Source organism: Burkholderia latens, assembly GCF_902499045.1.
GTDB lineage: Bacteria > Pseudomonadota > Gammaproteobacteria > Burkholderiales > Burkholderiaceae > Burkholderia > Burkholderia latens.
Genome location: NZ_CABVPL010000008.1, coordinates 106,240 through 126,599, shown reverse-complemented (window position 1 = coordinate 126,599; position 20,360 = coordinate 106,240). Strand labels below are relative to the sequence as shown.

Below are 20,360 nucleotides of genomic sequence, written 5' to 3'. Positions count from 1 at the left end.
CAGAGCTGGTCTTGACTTACGCACGTACTACGCAGCCCCCGGATCGTCCATTCGCTAATCGCCCGCTGTTTAAAGTAATCCAGAAAATTTGGTTCGTTGCTCGGTCAGTTTGGAAAGGCACTGCGATGCTCCGGACCTGCTCGAAACCTCTTATGGGACCGGCGGTCAGAGCCGGTCACACCAACAGCATCAGACAACTCGCAGCGAACGCGTCACTTCACCGCGCAAGAATGACTTTCTTGCCAGTCCGACGCTCGAGCTTCAACGGCAAATACACTCTGAAAAATATAGCCTTCACATATGAATTCCCAACAATCGAAATAGCCATTGGAAACCCCAGGAGCGACAAAACGATACACAACACGTGCGCCCCAACAGTCCCCCCCAGAATATATTTTGTATTAGACCCGATCATCGCAGCAAAAGGCATCAAGCAAATAATCACCGAAATCAATGAACCTTTAAAAGGGGTTCTTGACGTCAACAGATCGATGTATCCACCACACGAATGACGAAAAACCAGATTATTGCCATCATCATAGTAAATCGCATTCACAACCGCCTCTTTCTTAGCTGCGCGCCGAAAATCCGAATAAACCGTGCTTGCATACCAGCCGATAGTGATAAAGCATACCACCACCAGCGAAACCTTCGGGAAGGCAGACATCGGGATATACAACAGGTAGAACAACCAAACAAATGCAATCATCAACCACGGAACGAGCGCCAGCATCGAGACGATGCCTTCGATCCAGAGTCTTCGCGACCGCCGGTTCATCGAATAGTGAAAAAACAACACAATCGACACGAAGCACTGCATGACCAGCACCACCTTCCACACCCAAGCCGCCATCACATGTAGCTGCGAGAATACGTAATAGATTCCGGCCACGAGCATACCAATCGCCAACTCGATCATCGCTAAACTTCTGTGCGAATCTATCGGCGAACCGTCGTCAACGTCTGATTTCATGACTCATACGAGGATCGAGTGCTGCATTCTCTACCAGTCTCTACATCGCCTTAGTTTAGCGGTCGTTATGAGGAAAACTTGTGCTATCCGGCTACCAATACGCGCCTACCACGTTCTTTCTCGATCCGCTTTGGCACATCTATCATCAAAACGTAGTTGCGCACTAACAAGCTGACAAACAGCAACGCGACGGGCATACCGAATATCGCCAAAAATAACAGCACTCCGTTAGTGCCGAAGTTGGAAAAAATCAAGCGATTCAGCACCAAATAGAACGGCGCAATCCCGAAGACAAGACATTTAAAAATTCTTGGCATAATATGCATTTCGCGATGATACCGATCGAACTCTATAGAACCACGTTGAACGTCGTAGACGAGCACCTCGCCACGCTCTTTGATAACCTTGTCGAGAAACGGGGTAGTGTTGACCGTGTGACGCACGTTGCGCTGCACCACCACTGCCCAAACGAAGTTAAGCGCGATCCCGCCAATCAACCCCGGCCATCGCACTACGCCTGGCATCGGTGCGAACGCAAAATAGCAGAAATAGCAGAATATTCCAAAAAAATAGTAAGTCGAAATGGTACCAATCGACATGACTAGTCCATACGCATACAAATCATTCGTGCCGCGGTATCGGACGTAGACAATAATCAGCCCCGCACAACTCAGCACCGCGACCAAAACACCAATCCTCCAGGGCCATGCCGATACCGATAAGTCATCAGAATAGGCTGCATACGACAGCGTGGCCCCCAAAAGCGACATCACCAGAACCAGTGGAACCGCTTTCTTCAGTATTATCAGAACGTGGTCTGATTGAGGTTGCGAAATATTCTTCATGATCAGTTCTCGGGCGTTACGCGTTGTCAGGGCGTAAACATCATCGGATAACCCTCGTAGTCCTTCGGCATCGCCTTCTCGAGGTATGTTGCCGCGCTTTGGAGCGACTCGCCCAGCCATTTAAAGCCGGCAGTAACGATCTCGGACGCACGGGCCTTCTTGTCTAAATAATCCACACCGTACCCCACCGCACACGCAACGACGATGGTGCCAACCACGATTCCCCAAACGGGCAAACCGGCAGTACCGAAGAATCCGACAATCAGACCGATCACAATCGATGTCACGGCCGCATTCAATCCAGCCTTGGTAACATCAATAAAAATCTTCGCAAGCAGATCGGAGACATGTTTACGGCGCTTGCCTTCATGATCGATCTGCTCGTAGTCGCGCAGCCATTCGGCAATGTCCAACGCAATCGTGAACACGACCGCAATCCGCCCCGCCTTTTTGAATGCACCTTTGACGGCCTCCTTGGCGGCGGCGGCGCGTGACGCGGCGTTGCCGGCGCCTCCTGCGATTGTCAGCACCTTTTCATGCTGCACACCATATCGCGCTGCCGACATAAGCTGACGCAGCTTCTGGTTGCCGGAGAACACGACGTACCATTTCTCCCCAGCATTCTTATGAACGACTTTCACTAATCGAAATTTTTGCGACCAAAGCTCGTCTGCCCATTTTTTGTTGTCGTTGAGGAACGCAGCAACTCCGGCAAGTTGAGCCGTCAGCCAGTTGCGTGTCGCAATCTTGTTTGGATCAATTGCGGTTTCCTCCGCGCCTCCTGACGACAGCATATCTAAGATTTCGCGTGGAACCGCCGCGAGATTGACTTCGATTACGTGAGAGTACTGCGTCGCGGTAACATCGGCATCCTGACTCAGCTTGATGGGTAGAGGAAATGCTCCTATTTGTCCGAGAGAGAGCGGGTCAGAGGGCTCAGACGCCTGCAGCGACCGAAGCAGCGCTCCTCCCGAATTTGAGCCAATCGACATGCCGAGCGGCCTCACTTGCGTCGCAGCAAAAGGGGGCCGGCTCGTCGGCGTGTTGATATTCATTGCAATGATGATCGGTTCCGGCTTCACCTTCGGATCGGAGCTGGCGTCAATCAAGCCAAACTGGAGCATTGAATACCGTTGAAACACCTTCCCATCGCGCTTGAGCACCAACTCACCCTTGAAATCGCGCCCGATCCAGACGTGATAACGCTGGCCGTCCGAGAAGCGCCCTCGCTTGACGCGCTTCTTTTGCACGACGTCATAAATCCAGTCTTCCGGCGCCTCGAGGGTGTAAGTCGCGCCCTTGCTTATGTGAAGATCAAAAATGACATCCCGATGCTTGCGCAACAGCACCGTGATGTCTGTCTCGGCCCAGCAACTGACCGGCTCCCCCGGCAGATCGATACAAACCTGATGTTGAACAAGCGCCTTGCCACCCATGTTCACTCTCCCATCCGCTTGACCTGATTGGCCACGAACTCGTCAAAATCGATGTTCTTCAATTCCGCCTTGCCTTCCGCGTCCAGCGCAACGCTATGCTCGGTCCCGTCCTCGGACGTGAACTTGATCGGCTCCCCGTGCGGCACGTTGCCATCGGCATCCACGTAGCGGATCCGCATATCCGCCTTCTTGCCTTCCGCCTTGAACGTCTTGTGCATGCTCGTCGGCCCGCTGAACGCGTGCTGCCCGCCCTTCACGTCGATCTTGCCCGGCGCATGAATCTCGATGTTGCCTCCCTTGATTCGGACATACGCACCGCCCGACGTCAGCAGAATCTCCTCCTTCGCGACGCCTTCGACCGTTGCGGTCGCGGACAGCAGTTTCACCGTCTTCTGCGCGATCATTTCGACGTTGTCGTTCTGCGCCTGAATCTCCACCGCGCCCTTCCCGGCGAAGAGCTTCATCCCGGCGTTCTGCGCGAATAGGCTGAGCTTCTCCTTGACACTCGCCACCAGCGATTTCCCGCTGGCGACATGCGTACTCTGCCCACTAACGATATTCGTCTGCTGCTCGCTCGCCAGATGCACCGACTGCTGCGACGCCACCCCGATCCCCGCGGGGCCCGCGAACAGCATCACCGGTTCCTTGAACGCGTTCGCGTTCCCCGTCCCGCCACCGCCGGTCCTGCCGCCGCCCGCCGTCGCCCCCGCCACGCTGTTCTGCGTCGCATCGCCGAACTGCTTCAGCGCATCGCGCCCGGTGCCGAGACTCTCCGCCCGATGCATCTCGCTGACCTGCGACATCGACTCGATCAGCCCTTCGGCGTTGGCCAACTGCTGCTTCGCGTCGCTCACGTCGAGCGGCTGGCTGTTCGCCTGCTTCGGATGCGTCGTCACGTACAGCCCCTGGCCCGCACGCATCGCGCCATACGCATCGGTACGCAGATCGAAACCTGAACCGAGATACGCGCCGCGCGTATTGCCGTTCTGCTCGATCAGATAGCCGAGATGAAGCAGCGAATTCGCGCTGCTGCTGAACAGCCGCGCGCGGTTCTGCCCGGTGGCGTCGTCGAGCACCATCTCGTTGTGCCCCGATCCTGCATACTCCTTCGACCGGAAGCCCGACAGGATCCCGTCGCTATGCCATTGCGGCTTGGCGGCGCCGTTGTACACGCGGTGCATGACGATCGGCCGGTCGCAGTCGCCGCCGATGTAGCCCACCAGCACTTCCTCGCCGACGCGCGGAATATGCACGGCGCCGTAGCCGCCGCCGGTATCCGACTGCACGACGCGCATCCAGCACGATGCGGTCTCGCGGCCTTCGCTCTGCCGGTCCCACACGAACATCACCTTGATCCGGTTCAGTTCGTCCGTATAAACCTCTTCGCCCTTGGGGCCGACGACGATCGCCGTCTCGAGCTGCATCGCCGGCTTGCGATGTTCGAACGGGCTGCGATACGGCACGCTCGCGCGCTGCGCTTCGACCTCGACGAGATAGAACCCGGCCGAGCCGTCGTCATGCCCGACCTCGAACGCAGCCGCTTTCCCGTGACCGGCCTTCACCTGCGCGAGCTGGTCCTGCAGGCTATGCGGGAAACTCGCTTCGTGCTGAGAAACCGGCAGATTGTTCTCGATGTAACGCGTGACGCCGATGGCCGCGAACTCGCGGTCGCTCGCCGCATCGCGATCGTGCTCGGGATGGTCGGCCAGCGTGAAGCGCCGGCCGGCATCGATGCCGCGCACGGCACCCACGCCGAAGAAGCGCTTCGCGCGCGACTCCCACTCCTCGAGGCGAATCTTCGACAGATGTTCGCCGCGGTCCTGGCCCGGATACGTGTATGCGCCGGTGTATTCGTAGATTTCCGCCTGCGCCGGCAGGTCGCCCTGGCCTGCCTTGGTCGGCAACGACGTGCCGTTCGGATTTCCTGCCGACGAAGGCGACTTGTAGTCGAACGTGCGCGTCGTGTGCTGCGTGCTCTGCAGCGTTCGAGATGCGGCCCATTGCGTGAAGCCGCCGGTTTCGGTGCGGCTGCCCTGTCGGTCGAACGACACCGTATTCGGCGACAGCGCATCGACCGCATGCAGATCATCGGTGATCACGAACGTATGCGACTTCCCGTCTTCACCGTGCCGCCAGAAGCCGAACAGCCCTTCGTCCTCCATCAGCCGATGCACGAAATTCCAGTCGGTTTCGCTCTGGCGACAGTACGACCGCGACGGCAACGGTTTCGACAGCGCGAACCGGTATTGGCCGCGGGCCTGTGGATGCATGTCGAACACGTCGGCGAGGATCGCGTCGACGGGCTGGTCCTGCCAGTAGCGCATGTCGCTGCGGAACCTGAGGAAGTGCAGCCACGATGCGAAGCTCAACTGGTAGCTCGACAGGCTGCCGTCGGCGCCGAGCCGCCGCGCCGTATGCACATATCCGTTGATCGGCAGATACGACTTGTCCGCCTGCTGGATCCACAGCGTGATCGGCTGCGCGATCAGCGTCTTGAGCTCGACGTCGCTCGCGGTGGACACCAGGTCGAGCACCACGCTGAAATCGCGGCCGAGCTCGGACCGCGTCACCGCGCGGCGCGGCACGAGCGCATTGTTCGGCAGCGACGGGATGTCCGTCTTCAGCAGGCGGTCCTGCTGAATCAGGCCACCGCGGATCGCCTGCGCCAGTTCGGTCACGTTCATGCGTCACCCTTCTTCTCGTTCATCGCGAACCCGCCGGGCCCGCGCTCTCAGGTCAAAACGCCGTCGCTCACGACTGCTCGTCGGGCCTCACTCCGAGCAGCTCGCGGATATGCGACAGCGATCCATCGTCCTTCACGACGCTCTCGAGCCACTTGTGCAGCGGCATGTCGGCCCATTCGGCGGCCTTGTCCGCGAGATACGCGACCGGGCTGTGCGGCTCGGTCTGACGGAAGTAACGCGCGACCGCACGCAACTGGTCGACGGCCTGCGCACGGTTCTGGATGCCGGCGATCATCTGCGTCACCGGCGCACGCGGAGCGGTCTGCGGCTGCACATGGGTCTCCTGTTGGTTGAACGCGTCGCCGAAGCTCGGCTCGACGCGCTCGGGCTGCGCCACTGGCGCCGACGGCGCCTGCGGTGCGCTGCCGGTATAACCCTGCTCGCGCGCAAAGCGCTCGACGAGCCGGTATACGGTCTCGAACGCGTCGCGGGTCTGGCGGAAGCTGGGCGCGGAGTCGCCCGCGCGTTCGACGAGCCGTTCCTCGAACGCGTCGAGCGCGAATTCGAACGCCTTCAGGTTCGCGAGCAGCGTCGTGTAGAACGCGATCGGCGTCATGCGTCGCGACGCGTCGACCTGCTCGACCGACGGCTTGCCGCGCGCGATGTCGTCGGCGTGATCGGGGTCGCGCTTCACGGCCTGCGCGACGTGCTGCGCGACCTCCCAGTCGAGCGTGGTGAACGCGGTCGACGCGCCGTCCGTCACCGGAATGCCGCGCAGCAGTTCGGCGGTGCGCCCGGACAGCCACGCCACGTTGCCGAGCCGGTATTCGACGTCGTCGCCCTCCGGCAGCGGATGCACGGTGTCCCAGTAGTCGCGGCACAGGCCTTCCAGCAGCGCATAGCCTTCGGTGAGGCCGGTGATGCCGTCCTCGAGCGCGAGCGCCTCGGTCAGCCACACGGCGAGCCGCAGGTCCTTCGTGCGCGTGCGCAGCAGCTCGCCCGCCTGATCGACGACGAAGCCCCAGTCGGCCTCCTTGATCTCGGTCACCCATTCGCCCTGGTCGAGCGTCGGATCGTCGTGGCGCCGCGCCTCCTGGATCGCGTCGAATTCGTTCGAGAACAGCAGGTCGTCGCCACTGGGCGACGCATCGCTGATCGGCGTCAGCAGCTCGGGGAGATTGATCGGCATGGTTCGGTCAGTTCATCAATACGTGTTGCACGGCCGCGCTCATTCGACGATGTACGCGAATTCGCCTGCCTCGTCCGCGCGCACGGCGATGCGCGCGATCGCCGCGCCGTCGGCGATCCGGCCGAGCACGTGGCCCGCGATCTCCGGCAGCAGCGTGCCGTTCAGGATGTGGTCGACGTTGCGGGCGCCCGAATCGACTTCGGTGCAGCGCGCGAGCACCGCATCGACGAGCGATTCGTCCCACTCGAACGCGGCCTTGTGATTCGCGTCAATGCGGCGGCGGATCCGTTCAAGCTTCAGCTCGATGATCTCGGCCAGCACGTCGTCGGAAATCGGGTAGTACGGAACGACCTTCATCCGGCCGAGGAACGCCGGCTTGAAGGTCTTGTACAGTTGCGGGCGCAGTGCGTCGGCGAGCGCGTCGGGATCGGGCAGCTCGTCGGCCGGCTTGTTCAGGCACGCCTGCATCACGGCAGCCGACCCGACGTTCGACGTCAGGATGATCAGCGTGTTGCGGAAGTCGATCTCGCGCCCTTCGGCGTCGTCCATCGTGCCCTTGTCGAACACCTGGAAGAACATCTCGAGCACGTCCGGATGCGCTTTCTCGACTTCGTCGAGCAGCACGACGGAATACGGATTGCGGCGCACGGCCTCGGTCAGCACGCCGCCCTCGCCGTAGCCGACGTAGCCCGGCGGCGAGCCCTTCAGGCCGGACACGCTGTGCGCTTCCTGGTACTCGCTCATGTTGATCGTGACCATCTTGCGCTCGCCGCCGTACAGGATGTCGGCCAGCGCAAGCGCCGTCTCGGTCTTGCCGACGCCCGACGGCCCGACGAACATGAACACGCCGCGCGGCTTGTTCGGATCCTCGAGGTTCGCGGTCGCGGTGCGCACGCGCTGCGCGATCGCTTCGAGCGCATGGTCCTGGCCGATCACGCGTGCGGCGAGCAGCGGCTGCAGGTTCAGCACGGTATCGATCTCGTCCTTCACCATCCGGCCGAGCGGAATGCCCGTCCACGCGGCGACGATCTCGGCGACGACATGGCCATCGACCTGCAGCGGCACCATCGGCTCGCCGCCCTGCAGCGCTTGCAGCGCCGCGACGCGCTCCGCGAGCTTCTCGCGCGTGGCCGGCACGTCGACCGGCTCGCCGTCGTCCGACGGACCGCGCGCGCGGTCGAGCGTCTCGCGCAGCGCGGTGATCTCGGCGACGATCGCGCGTTCGGCTTCGTAGCGCGCTTCGTCTTCGCTCAATTGCGCGAGCGCGGTGTCGCGCGCGCCGCGCAGCTCGCCGAGCCGCTCGTCGTGCGCCGCGCCGCCTGCCGCTTCGCGCTCGAGCGACGCGATTTCCGCATCGATGCGCTCGATGCGTTTCTTCGTGTCGTCGATCGCCGCCGGCGTCGCGCTGTGCGCGAGCGCCACTTTCGCGCACGCGGTGTCGAGCACGCTGATCGCCTTGTCCGGCAGCTGGCGGCCGCTGATGTAGCGATGCGACAGGCGCACGGCCTCGGTGATCGCGTCGTCGAGGATCCGCACGTTGAAGTGCTTCTCCATCAGCCCGGCCATCCCGCGCAGCATCGCGGCCGCGAGCGGCTCGCTCGGCTCCTCGACCTTCACGACCTGGAAACGCCGCGCCAGTGCCGCATCTTTCTCGAAGTACTTCTTGTATTCGCTCCACGTCGTCGCGGCGATCGTGCGCAGCTCGCCGCGCGCAAGCGCCGGCTTCAGCAGGTTCGCCGCGTCGTTCTGGCCGGCCTGGCCGCCCGCGCCGATGATCGTGTGCGCCTCGTCGATGAACAGGATGATCGGATGCGCGCTTTTCTTCACCTCGTCGATCACGCTCTTCAGCCGGTTCTCGAACTCGCCCTTCACGCTCGCGCCGGCCTGCAGCAGCCCCATGTCGAGCACGTGCAGCGCGACGCCGCGCAGCGGCGGCGGCACGTCGTCGGCCGCGATCCGCAGCGCGAGGCCCTCGACGACGGCCGTTTTGCCGACGCCGGCCTCGCCGGTCATGATCGGGTTGTTCTGGCGGCGGCGCATCAGGATGTCGATCGCCTGGCGGATCTCCGCTTCACGGCCGATCACCGGGTCGATCTTGCCGTCGCGCGCACGCTGCGTGAGGTTGGTCGTGTACGTATCGAGCGCGGGCGTCTTCGACGGGCCGGCCGCGGGTGCCGCGCCGTCGGCGGCCGGCCCGACATCGCTGCCTTCGTCGTCCGCCTGGCGCGGCTCGGCTTCGCTCGAACCGGCCATGATCTCGTCGAACTTGTGCTTCAGGTCCGTCACGTTCATTTCCGCGAACTGCGGCGACATCCGCTGCGCGAACTGCGCGAGATCGGGCGCGGTCAGCAGCGCGAGCAGCAGGTGTCCCGAACGGATGCGGCCCAGCTGCGAATCGAGCGATGCGATCAGCCACGCCTGCTCGAACAGCGCGATCAGATGCACGGAGAACACCGGCGTGCGCGTGTTGCCGGTCTTCAGCCGCGTGAGCTCGCGCTCGAGATCGGCGCGCAGCGCATGCGCATCGACGCGGCTCGCGCGCAGCGCGAGCGGCAGATCGCCCGTCGCTTCGTCGAGCAACGCGATGAACAGATGTTCGAGATCGACCTCGTAATGGCCGCGCGTCAGGCACGCGCTCGCCGCACGCTCGGTCGCGTGCCGGCACAGCGGATTCAGTTTCGTGATCAGGGTCTTCAGAGGCGTGCTCATGGCGTCGATCTCAGGTTCGATTGCGTGTTTTTGTCGTTCGGAATCAGTGAATCACGTGCAGTTCGTAGCGGGCGTCGGAGCGGTCCTCGTCCGCGTCGCGCGTGCAGAGGAACGCGTCCCAGCCGAGTCGCGAGCCCGCGCCGAGCACGCTTGCACCGACTTCGGTGCGCTTCAGCACGAGCTTGACCTCGTATTCGAGCGTGACGCCGGCGAGCAGCGTCAACATCCGTTCGAGCGCGACGGCCTGCGGGCCGCCGGGCAGGAATGCTTCGTAATCGCGCTTCGACAGCGGACCGACGACGATCCGCGCGCGCATGTCGCGCTGCCATACGCGCTCGCCGACGAGCGCCGTCGCGCCGAGCACCGCGTTGACCTCGCCGAGCACGCTCAGCTGGTCGGGCGGCACGTCGTACCACTTGCCGACGAACTGGCCGATCTTTACCGGCACGCGGAAGTAGTCGGACAGCGTGCGCTGCAGGTAGGCGGCCGACATCGGCCGGTGCCGCGCGGCCAGCGCATAGCCGGCAACGGCCTCGTCGAGCACCCCGCCGGGGCCGGCCGCGAGGCTGTCGCGTACCTCGTCGCTCGGCACGCCGGCGATCGCGAGCAGTAGCGGCAGATAGCGCTCGTCGCGGTCGAGCTCGTAGTGGAACGGCAGCCGGTATTTCTTCCACGCCGCGTAGAACAGCGCGGTCGCGCGGTTCGAGAACACGTCGAAGAACGCGCGTGCCGCGTGGTCGCGCTTCAGGTGCTCGCGCGCGACGATCTGCTCGGTGTAATGCAGCGGCAGCGCGCCCTGCCCGCCGAGCAGCCCGAAGAACGCGGGCGTCAGCTCGACGCGGCCGAGCTCGCCGGCCGCAAGCGCGGCGCCGCGCGCGTCACCCGAATCGAGCGGCGTGCCGTCGTCGTCGAACGAGCGCGCGCGTTCGATCTCGCTCGGCGGGAAGCCGAGTGAGATCGTGTTGCGGAATCCGATGCGCTGCGCGACGACGTCGCCTTGCCGCCACGCGCCGGGCGCATCCGACGCCTGCCGCGCGAACAGCCCTTCGAGCACGCGCACCGCCTGGAAGAACTCGAAGCGGTGCGGCTCGTCGAGCAGCGCGTCGACTACGCCAGGATCGATTCGCCGGTTCGGGGCTTGCATCGAATGATCTCCTCGCCGGTGCGCTTCGACACGACGACCAATTGAACGAAACTGTTGAGATGGACGTACAGCCCGAAGAAGCTGTCGAGCACGCGCACGAACGACGCGAGGCTCGCGCCGACGAAATGCTCCTCGTCGATCGTGAGACGCACTTCGATGCCGCGCACGAAAGTCGCGAACGGCTTGCCGGGCAGCCACTGCACGGCGCCGCGCTGCTCGACGCCGACGAGGCCGTCGATCTGGCGCATCGACACGGCGGTGCGCCGCAGGTCGTACAGCGTCAGCATTTCCTTGAGCGGCGCGAGTCCGTGCGCGACGAGCGACACGTGGTTCAGCGCGAGATGCGACACCAGCCGCCAGTGCGCGGCGCGGCCGCGCTCGAAGCGCACGCTCTGCGTCGGGCGCCGCAGCATCGAGATGCCGCTCGTCTGCGCGCCGCCTTCCTGGAACAGATCGCCGCCTTCGAGCCCGAACGCGAGCATCGCGGGCAGGTCGCGGTTCGTGCACGTGAGGTCGAGGCTCAGCGTGTCGGTCTGCGGCGAGGTCGGCTCGAAGTCGATGTCGACGATCGAGATCTCGGTTTCGTAGCCGGGGCTTTTCTGCGCGACCCAGTCGTTGCGGCGTGCGAACCAGTAATGGCCGATGCGCGCCGCTTCGCCGTGATGCAGCGAATAGAACGGCCGGAACTCGATCACCGATTCCTCGTGCGCCTGCTGACGGACGAGCTTCACCGAGTCGATCGAATACACGTCGTACGCGAACGCGCGGCGCGCCTCGGCGATCACCGGATACGACACCGCGCGGTGCGTGATGCGGATCGGCTCGCCGTGCTGGCGGAACAGGTTGACGATCGGCGTGCAGAACAGCCGGAAATGGCTCGCCGTCAGCAGTTCGAGCAGGCGTGCGACGTGCGAATCGCTGCGCACGTCCTGCAGCACGAGATGCAGCGTCGCGCGCTGGCAGCGGCCGGCCGCGCGCGCGATCGCCGCGACGTCGAAATCGACGAAATCGAATTTGTCGGGGAACGCGAAATACTCGGTGAGCAGCCGATACGCAGGGTGCGACTTCGCCGGGTAGTCGATCAGCGCGTCGTCCTCGTCGAAGCCGGCGTGCGCGATCGGCAGCTTGCGCAGCGCGGTCCAGCGGCCGTTGCGCTCGGGCTCGACGTATGCGCCGAGCACGTTCACGAACAGGCAGTCGGTCAGCGCGGCGACGAACGACTGCTCGCCGTGCAGGTGCGCGCGCAGCGTCGGCAGCTTCAGCGCGCCGAGATCGAGCTGCGCGGCGAGCGATTCGAACGTGATCGAGATCACGCCCGTCGCGTTGGACGGCAGCACCGTCGCGCTCGGCGCGAGCGCGACCGGCGTGTAGCGCGCCTCCGAGATGCGGATCGGCGCGAGCGTCACGTCGTACGCGGTGCGGAACCGGCACTGCACGCCGCGGATCGGCCGGCTCTTCAGCTCGGTGCCGCGCTCGATCACGACCGGCTCCGTCTGCTGGCCGGGCGACGCCGGCGTGAACTGCGCGATCGAGCACGACGGGAACGGCCGCAGGTAGTGCGGATACAGCACTTCCAGCAGCGCTTCGGTGAATTCCGGGTAGTCGTCGTCGAGCTTCTTGTTGATGCGCGCGCCGAGCAGCGCGAACGACTCGATCATCCGCTCGACGTGCGGATCCTCGCAATGCTCGCCGGACAGCGCGAGCCGCGCCGCGATCTTCGGATAGCGTTCGGCGAAATCCCGCGAATAGCGCCGCAAAAACGATAATTCGCGCTCGTAATACGGCAGCAATTCTTCCATCGACGACCCCGAACCTCAATATTTCCTGCCGGACCCTGTTCCGCCACCGGGCGGTCCGGCCCGCTCGGCGGCTTGATTTACGGCATTCTGGCCGCGCGTGCGCGCGTGACCGAATACTGCAGCGTCGACGGCTGCAGCATCGCGTCGAAGCTCACCGGCTCCTCGGCCGGATGCACGACGAGCAGCGCCTGGATCGCGAAGTAAAGCGCGTTGGTCGACTGCTCGTTCAGCTCGAACGTCACCTTGACCTGCTGCAGCCGCGGCTCGTGGCGCGCGATGGCCTGCTGGATCGACTTGCAGATGAACGCGCGGTCGTAGTGACTCGCGAGGCTCAGCCCCGCGAAATCGTTCAGCCCGTAGGTCAACACCGATTTCTGGCATTCCGGCAGCGCCTCGAGCTCGATTTCGGTGTGTGCGATACGGGTGTTGAGAATCGCCTCGACGTCGCGGGCGACCGTGTTCTTCAGCTCGTCCAGCGACAATTGCCGCATCGCAGCCGTCGCCGGCAGGTGCGGTTCGTCGTCGAACAGCTTGTCGAGAAAACTCGGTTCGAATCGTTTCATCGGCCGGCCTGCACAGCGAAAACGGCAACGGGACGCCGAGCGCCCCGTTGCCGCAACCGACCTTAGACCGCGTAGGTCTTGTCGTTCTTCGTCAGGCTCCAGGCGCCTTGCGTGTTGCCGCCCTGGTTGCCGCCGATCTTCTGCTGGGTCTGCTTCCACTGCACGGCTGCGTACTTCAGCGAGAACGTCTCGATCGGCAGGCCTTCCTCGCGGACGCTCGGCGCGATGCTCGAGATGATCACGTACTTCAGCTTGATTTCCAGATACTGCACGCGCTTGCCTTCGCCGTCCGCGCGCGAGAAGTGGATCGTCACTTCGTCGAACGTCGTGCCGCCCGATGCGTGCTGATACAGCAGCGGGCTCGACGAATCGATTTCCTTCGAGAACACCATGTCACCGTGTTCGCAGCGCGTTTGCGTGAGGCCGCCGGCCGACGACGCCGTTGCCGAGCGCGGCTGCACGATCGAGTGGTCCCACGACTTCAGTTCGAGCCAGCCCTGATGATCCTTGTCCGCGGACTCGCCCTTGATTGCGGGACTGCCAAACTGCAGGTGAATGTGTAGCATGGTCCTTCTACTCCCCAAAGAGGTGGTTTTAACGTCCTACCCAGGCGGCCCGCCCGGGCGATTTTGCTCGCTTATGAATTTGCCGATTTGGGCAGATCAGCGACAAGTCGCAGAGAAATCGAGAGTTCGTCGAGCTGGAAGTGCGGACGCAGGAACGCGACCGAACGATACGAGCCCGGCTTGCCCGGAATCTCCGACACTTGTATGGAAGCCTCGCGCAGCGGGAATTGCGCCTTCTGCTCCTGCGTCGCGTTGTCGTCGAGCAGCACGTATTGCGAAATCCACCGGTTGAGGAATGTTTCCACGTTCTGCGCCGATGCGAAGCTGCCGATCTTGTCGCGCATCATCGCCTTCAGGTAGTGCGCGACGCGCGATACCGAGAAGATGTACTGAAGCTGCGCGGAAAGAACGGCGTTCGCGTTTGCGCTGTCGGTGCTGTATTTTTTCGCTTTCTGCACCGACTGCGCGGCGAAGAACGCGGCGTAATCGGAATTCTTGCAATGCACGAGCGGGATGAAGCCGAGGTCGCTCAGCTCCTTCTCGCGGCGATCGGTGATCGCGATTTCGGTCGGGCACTTCAGCGCGACTTCACCGTCGTCGGTCTTGAACGTGTGCGTCGGCAGATCCTCGACGAGGCCGCCGCCTTCGACGCCGCGGATCGCCGCGCACCAGCCGAAGTCGTCGAATGCGGCCGTCAGCCGCGCGGCGAACGCCCACGCGGCGTTGCACCACAGGTACTTGTCGTGTTCGGTGCCGTCGACGTCTTCGACGAAGTTGAAGCGCTCGGCGGTCTGGCCGTCCTTCGGATTGAACGGCAGGCGGCCGAGGAAGCGCGGCAGCGTAAGCCCGACGTAGCGCGAATCCTCGGAATCGCGGAACGACTTCCACTTCGCATATTCGACCGTGTCGAACACCTTCGCGAGATCGCGCGGCTTGCCGAGATCGGCGAACGACTCGAGGCCGAGCAGCTCCGGCGACGCCGACGCGATGAACGGCGCGTGCGCGGCCGCCGCGACGTGCGACATCTGCTCGATGAAGTACAGGTCTTCCGGCTGCCGGGAGATCTCGTAATCGCCGATCAGCGCACCGAACGGCGAGCCGCCGAACGTGCCGAACTCCTCTTCGTAGACCTTCTTGAACAGCGCGCTCTGGTCGAACTCGCTCGCGCCCTTGAAGTCGCGCACGAGGTCGCGCTTCGGCGCGTGCAGCGCCTTGATCTTGATCGTCTGGCCGGTGTTGCTTTCCTTGACCAGATAGTCCAGCCCGCGCCACGTGCTTTCCAGGCGCTGGAATTCCGGCGCGTGCATCACCGCCGACAGCTGCGTGGAGATCAGTCGGTCGAGCTCCGCGACACGCGCGTCGATCGTCGCCGACAGGTTGTCCGACACGATCACCGTGCCGTCGAGCACCTGGTGCACGAGTTCGCCGATCAGGTCCTTCGCGCGCGCATGTTCGGAATCGGATTTCGCGACCTTGCTCTTCTCGACGATTTCGTCGAGCAGCGAAGTCCCGGCGGCGTATTCCGCGCCGCTCGCTTGGGCCGCAGCCGTTTGCTGGTTCATCTCAACACTCCGTCGTCATTCGCCGTCTTTGTCGCTGCCCGTGCCCTTCGCGAGCTCCTGCAGCTGCTGCGTGTTCTTCAGCACCTCGGACAGCAGGTCCTCGAGCTTGTCGTTGCCCGCGAGCTTGTTGCGCAGGTCGGCGAGCTTCGAGCGCGCCTCGAGCAGGCGGCGCAGCGGCTCGACCTGTTCGACGACTTCGTCAGGGCTGAAATCCGACAGCGAACGGAACTTCAGGTCGACCGCGAACTTGCCGCCTTCCGGGCTCAGGCGGTTTTCCACCTGGAACGCGGCGCGCGGCTCGATCGCCTTCATCACGTCGTCGAAGTTGTCGCGGTCGATGTTGACGAACTTGCGGTCGCGCAGCTTCGGCTGCTCGACCTCCGACTGGCCCGCCAGATCGCCGACGACCCCGACGACGAACGGCAGCTCCTTCACCTCGATCGCATCGCCCTTCTCGACCTCGTAGGTCAGCTGGACGCGCGGCGGCCGTATCTTCTGCAAGCTCTTCTGAATGCTTTCTTTCTTGGCCATCTCGACGGCTCCCAGGTTAGTTGTGGTTATCGCGTCAGTTGCGTTCGGCTCAGCGCAGCGCGCTGAACGGGTCGGCGCCACCCTTTTGCGGCGCCGCGGCCTGCGGCGCGGCAGCGGGCGCCGGCGTGGTCGTCGCGGCTTCGGCGGCCGGTGCCGCACCTGCCTTCGGACGATGCACCGGGCGGCGCGCCGTACGCGTCTTCACGGTACGCTGCTCGGGCGGGAACAGCGCCGATTCGCCGAGCGTGTCGCGCAGCTGCTTCGCGAGCGCCTGCGCGTCCGACTTCGCGTCGCCGGCGAGCGACGCATCCTGACGCAGTTCGCCGAGCGACTGCGTCGCGATCCGCAGGCCCGCGACCGCGAGCACGCTCTTCGCCTGGCGGTCCGTCGCATCGCGCTGCAGTGCTTCCTGCGCGGCGACGATCGCCTGGCCATAGTGGTTCTGTGCGAACTGGATCTGTGCGATGCGCGACCACGGTTCCTCGCGCGTCGGGTCCGACTTCGCGAGCTGCTGGTACAGGCCGAGCGCCTTGTCCTGATCCCCCGCCTTCGCGACGGCGTCCGCATCGGCCAGCGACTTGTTGAACACCTCGGCGGTCGGCGGCGCCGGCGGCTGGCTCGCACAACCGGCGATCACGCCGCAAGCCAGCACTACCCCAGAAAGTTTTGCGAAGAGACGGTCTTTCATCGTTATATCCACCGGCGCGTGAGTATTAAAATCGTTGAGAATCTGGTTCTTTTGCTTTGCACGAAGCGCGCGGGTATAGTACCGATCAATTTTTCATAATTCAATCGCTGCGTGCAGAGTAATTCCTTTTAAAATCGTGCGCTACCCCGTCGAAACGCGACTGGAAGCCCCTTGGCGGCGGCTTTGTCGCGGACAGGAATGCGCAAGTTTTACTTGCCCCGCGGCGCACCGAACGCCCGACGGCAAAAATTTCCGGGGGCGCGATGCAGCGCACGCGTGCTTGATAGTTGGGCGGCAGATAAGCCGGGCATTCGCGGCCAACGCGGAAATACCCGGCAGTTTTGACAGGGGAGTTAAAGGCGGCACGCCGGAAACACGATGAGATCGTCCATGATTCGCTTTGCGTTGCCGCTGCTTGTCTGCGCGCTTCTGGCCGGATGCGCGGCCGCCCCGTTGCTTGGCTCCGCCGCGAGCGCCGTGATGCAGGCCGCGGGCGTCGGCAAGCCCGAGTTGCCCGACGCGCAGAAGCCGCCGCGCAACATCGGGCTCACGCTCGCGGCCGCGCCGAACCTCAACGCCGCGAACGATCACAAGCCGCTCGCATTGGTGGTGAGGCTCTACGCGCTGAAGGATCCGACTTCGTTCCAGCAGGCGCCGTTCGACGCATTCACCGATCCGACCAAGGAAAAGGCCGCACTGGGCGCCGATCTGCTGAACGTGCGCGAAATCACGCTGATTCCGGGTCAGCGCTATACGGCAACCGAAAAGGTTTCGCGCGAAGCGCAGGCATTCGGCATCGTCGCGCTGTTCCGCGATCCCGCCATCCAGCGATGGAAACTGACGTTCGACCCGGCGAAGTCGGAGAAATCCGGCATAATCATCGGCCTGCATAATTGCGCGATGACCGTCACCGATGGCTCCGTCATCGCACCGCAACAGGGTGCGCCTTCGCAGCCGCTGAATATGCTGTCGTCGGTCACCTGCGGTTAAACATGACGCACGAATGTCAATTAACAAGAGTTAACAAATTGGCGATTAAATTCGGGCACGACCAAATCGATTACATCGCAACGCCACATTAACCGGATTTGACATGAGTTATTCGGCCAAGGTGCTTTGGGGGGAAGGGCTGTTCCTCCGGCCTCAACACTTCCAGCGGCAGGACGCCTATCACGAGGCGCGCCTGTTCGAATCGATCCAGGCGATCCAGCCGTATAACTGGGGCGTGCGTTCCGTGCGCATCGACCGCGATGCGCTCGGCAGCAACGTGCTGCGCGTGGCCGAACTCGCGCTCGTGTTCCCGGACGGCGCGCTGTACGCGGCGCCGCAGGCCGACGATCTGCCGCCGCCGATCGCGCTGGACACGCTGCCCGACGGCATCAACGAATTCGTGTTCTACCTCGCGCTGCATCCGCTGCGCGAGAACGGCACCAACTACAGCGATGATCCGGCCGCCGGCTTCACGACGCGTTTCGTCAGCGAGCAGACGAGCGTCGCCGACAACTTCACCGACGCCGCCGAAGCCGACATCACGTTCCTGAAGACCCAGGTCAAGCTGATCGCACACAGCGAACCGCGCGACCAGCTGCTGTCCGTGCCGCTCGTGCGCGTGCGCCGCACCGCGACGTCCGGCTTCGAGATCGACGACAACTTCGTGCCGCCATGCCTTGCGATCGAGGCGTCGCCGATCCTGCACCAGCGGCTGCGCCAGCTCGTCGATGCGCTGCAGGCGAAGGTCAACGCGCTGTACGGTTTTCATCGCGAGCCGTCGAAGAACATCATCGAGTTCCGCTCGGGCGACATCGCGTCGTTCTGGCTGCTGCACACCGCGAACGCCGCGTTCGCGACGCTCGCGCATCTGCATCAGCACGCGGCGCTGCATCCGGAGCGGCTGTTCCAGGAGCTGCTGCGCCTCGCGGGGCAGCTGATGACGTTCTCGAAGGGCTACACGCTCACCGACCTGCCCGTGTATCGCCATGACGATCCGGGGCCGAGCTTCGCGCGTCTCGATCTGATGCTGCGCGAGCTGCTCGACACCGTGATCTCGACGCGCTACTTCGCGATCACGCTCGACGAGGTGCGTCCTTCGTTCCACCTCGGCCGCCTCGACTCCGGCAAGATCGACGACAAGACCGAGTTCTACCTGGCAGTGTCCGCCGACATGCCGAGCGTCGAGCTCGTCGATGCGGTGCCGGCCCGCTTCAAGGTCGGCGCGCCCGACGACGTCGACAAGCTCGTGCTGTCGGCGATGCCCGGCGTGCGGCTGTCGTACACGCCGCAGGTGCCGCCCGCGATCCCCGTGCGGCCGGGCGCGTGCTATTTCCAGCTTGATTCGCGCGGCGCGCTGTACGAGCGCATGCTGCAGGCCCAGTCGGCGATGATCTATGCGCCGACCGGCATCAATGACCTGAAATTCGAACTGATCGCGGTCACATCATGAGCTACGCGCCTTCCCTGTTCGGCGACAACGCGCCGGCCCCCATTCATACGCCGGCGTCCACCGACGCCGCTTTCCAGGCTCGTTCGCTGCTCGATCTGCTGTACGACGGGTTCTTCATGCTGTTCCTGCTGAAGAACGGCCGCGAGCCGGACAGCGCGAGCGAGTTCAGCACGAAGATCCAGGAATTCCTGTCGGATTTCGAGCGCGGCGCGAAGAAGCTGAATATCGCTGCCGAAGACGTGTATGGCGCGAAGTTCGCCTATTGCGCGGCGGTCGATGAAATGGTGCTGTCGTCGCAGTTCAAGATCCGCGCCGACTGGGAGCGCCGGCCGTTGCAGCTCGTGCTGTTCGGCGAGCAGCTCGCGGGCGAGAAATTCTTCCAGTATCTCGAGGAATGTCGCGCGCAGGGCGCAGCGCGGTTGCAATCGCTCGAGGTGTTTCACATGTGCCTGCTGCTCGGGTTCCAGGGAAAGTATTTGCTCGAGGGGCCGGAGAAGCTCGCGTATCTCACCGCGCGGCTGGGCGACGAGATCGCGCATATGAAGGGCAAGCGGGCCGCGTTTGCGCCGCATTGGCCGCTGCCGGATCAGATCGCGCACCGGTTGAAGCGGGAGGTGCCGGTTTGGGCGATCGGGGCCGTGTTCGCGCTGGTGGCCCTGCTCGGGTATCTCGGGCTCAATGCCTACCTCAAGGACAAGACGCTGCAGGCGTTGGCGCCTTATTCGCAGGTGATCAAGGTCGGGCCGGAGTCGGCGAATTTGACGATTTCGTTGCCTTGAGGGCTGTGCGTCGTTCGGACGTTGACGCTGTATGAGAAAGGACCGCTTGGCGGTCCTTTTTTGCTGTGGCGTGTGACGTGTGGCTTCAGAGCAGGATGAAGTCTTGGTTGTCGATGTAGAACACGAACGCGTCGAACAGCTGCGTGGCGGTCGGCTCGTCGACCTGGTCATGCGCATTGATTACGATGTCCTCGATCGTCGCGCTGTTCAAGGTCACGCGCCAATCGGGGTGTGGGGCGGTGGTGGGTGGCGTAGCAGCTTCGGTGTTGGCGGCGTCTTCGATGAATGCGGCCTCTGTGTCGAGGGTCCATGGCGTCTGCGGGAGGCAGAGCCATCCGTGGAAATCGCCAGGGTGTTCGAGGATGTGTTTCAGCGACGCGGTGGTCGCGGGGATGGTCGGCATGGGGGTTGCGGCTATAACCAGGCTGAAGTCGATGCAAGACGGGTGATGC

Annotated in this window: 17 protein-coding genes; 3 read left to right on the top strand and 14 right to left on the bottom strand. The window is 63.5% G+C overall.

The genetic code is table 11. The features are described 5' to 3' along the window. Positions 1-217: 217 nt before the first annotated feature. The 13 genes from BSE24067_RS08740 to BSE24067_RS08680 all read right to left on the bottom strand — a co-directional run bounded on the left by BSE24067_RS08740 (position 218) and on the right by BSE24067_RS08680 (position 16,689). A complete protein-coding gene (locus BSE24067_RS08740; RefSeq protein WP_151064183.1) occupies positions 218-973 on the bottom strand; it encodes a hypothetical protein in 756 nt (251 codons plus the stop codon). 83 nt (positions 974-1,056) lie between these two features. Next, on the bottom strand, positions 1,057-1,818 hold the full coding sequence (locus BSE24067_RS08735) for a hypothetical protein (protein ID WP_244130550.1): 762 nt from the start codon (positions 1,816-1,818) through the stop codon (positions 1,057-1,059). A gap of 26 nt (positions 1,819-1,844) precedes the next feature. After that, complete coding sequence (locus BSE24067_RS08730; protein ID WP_151064185.1) at positions 1,845-3,254, bottom strand: hypothetical protein; 1,410 nt, start codon at positions 3,252-3,254, stop codon at positions 1,845-1,847. Between the two features lie 2 nt (positions 3,255-3,256). Beyond that, entirely contained in the window at positions 3,257-5,938 is a 2,682-nt protein-coding gene (locus tag BSE24067_RS08725; protein WP_151064187.1) for a type VI secretion system Vgr family protein, read from the bottom strand. 67 nt (positions 5,939-6,005) lie between these two features. Continuing rightward, positions 6,006-7,127 carry a type VI secretion system protein TssA gene (gene tssA, locus BSE24067_RS08720; protein WP_151064189.1) on the bottom strand — a complete coding sequence of 374 codons (1,122 nt, stop codon included), beginning with the start codon at positions 7,125-7,127 and terminating at the stop codon, positions 6,006-6,008. A gap of 39 nt (positions 7,128-7,166) precedes the next feature. After that, entirely contained in the window at positions 7,167-9,836 is a 2,670-nt protein-coding gene (gene tssH, locus BSE24067_RS08715; protein WP_151064191.1) for a type VI secretion system ATPase TssH, read from the bottom strand. Positions 9,837-9,879: 43 nt separating this feature from the next. After that, on the bottom strand, positions 9,880-10,980 hold the full coding sequence (tssG, locus tag BSE24067_RS08710) for a type VI secretion system baseplate subunit TssG (protein WP_151064192.1): 1,101 nt from the start codon (positions 10,978-10,980) through the stop codon (positions 9,880-9,882). Then, a complete protein-coding gene (gene tssF, locus BSE24067_RS08705) occupies positions 10,944-12,779 on the bottom strand; it encodes a type VI secretion system baseplate subunit TssF (RefSeq protein WP_151064194.1) in 1,836 nt (611 codons plus the stop codon). Before tssF ends, tssG begins: the two co-directional genes overlap by 37 nt. Before the next feature lie 77 nt (positions 12,780-12,856). Beyond that, positions 12,857-13,342: a type VI secretion system baseplate subunit TssE gene (gene tssE, locus BSE24067_RS08700; RefSeq protein ID WP_151064196.1), complete on the bottom strand. Its 486-nt coding sequence runs from the start codon at positions 13,340-13,342 to the stop codon at positions 12,857-12,859. A gap of 62 nt (positions 13,343-13,404) precedes the next feature. Further along, positions 13,405-13,908 carry an Hcp family type VI secretion system effector gene (locus tag BSE24067_RS08695; protein WP_151064197.1) on the bottom strand — a complete coding sequence of 168 codons (504 nt, stop codon included), beginning with the start codon at positions 13,906-13,908 and terminating at the stop codon, positions 13,405-13,407. A gap of 71 nt (positions 13,909-13,979) precedes the next feature. Then, on the bottom strand, positions 13,980-15,470 hold the full coding sequence (gene tssC / locus BSE24067_RS08690) for a type VI secretion system contractile sheath large subunit (RefSeq protein ID WP_151064198.1): 1,491 nt from the start codon (positions 15,468-15,470) through the stop codon (positions 13,980-13,982). 15 nt (positions 15,471-15,485) lie between these two features. Beyond that, positions 15,486-16,001: a type VI secretion system contractile sheath small subunit gene (gene tssB / locus BSE24067_RS08685; RefSeq protein ID WP_121859106.1), complete on the bottom strand. Its 516-nt coding sequence runs from the start codon at positions 15,999-16,001 to the stop codon at positions 15,486-15,488. 49 nt (positions 16,002-16,050) lie between these two features. Continuing rightward, positions 16,051-16,689, bottom strand: coding sequence for a tetratricopeptide repeat protein (locus BSE24067_RS08680; protein WP_151064199.1), 639 nt, complete (start codon positions 16,687-16,689; stop codon positions 16,051-16,053). 378 nt (positions 16,690-17,067) lie between these two features. On the opposite strand from BSE24067_RS08680, the gene tssJ reads away from it, so the two are divergent. The 3 genes from tssJ (at position 17,068) to icmH (ending at position 19,908) form a co-directional block, all read left to right on the top strand. Next, positions 17,068-17,679, top strand: coding sequence for a type VI secretion system lipoprotein TssJ (gene tssJ / locus BSE24067_RS08675; protein WP_151064200.1), 612 nt, complete (start codon positions 17,068-17,070; stop codon positions 17,677-17,679). Between the two features lie 103 nt (positions 17,680-17,782). Then, positions 17,783-19,129 carry a type VI secretion system baseplate subunit TssK gene (gene tssK / locus BSE24067_RS08670; RefSeq protein WP_151064201.1) on the top strand — a complete coding sequence of 449 codons (1,347 nt, stop codon included), beginning with the start codon at positions 17,783-17,785 and terminating at the stop codon, positions 19,127-19,129. Continuing rightward, positions 19,126-19,908, top strand: a complete 783-nt coding sequence (icmH, locus tag BSE24067_RS08665; RefSeq protein ID WP_151064202.1) for a type IVB secretion system protein IcmH/DotU — start codon at positions 19,126-19,128, stop codon at positions 19,906-19,908. Before tssK ends, icmH begins: the two co-directional genes overlap by 4 nt. A gap of 85 nt (positions 19,909-19,993) precedes the next feature. Here the strand turns inward: icmH and BSE24067_RS08660 are convergent, their stop codons facing one another. Next, on the bottom strand, positions 19,994-20,311 hold the full coding sequence (locus tag BSE24067_RS08660; protein WP_151064203.1) for a DUF7716 domain-containing protein: 318 nt from the start codon (positions 20,309-20,311) through the stop codon (positions 19,994-19,996). Positions 20,312-20,360: the final 49 nt, after the last annotated feature.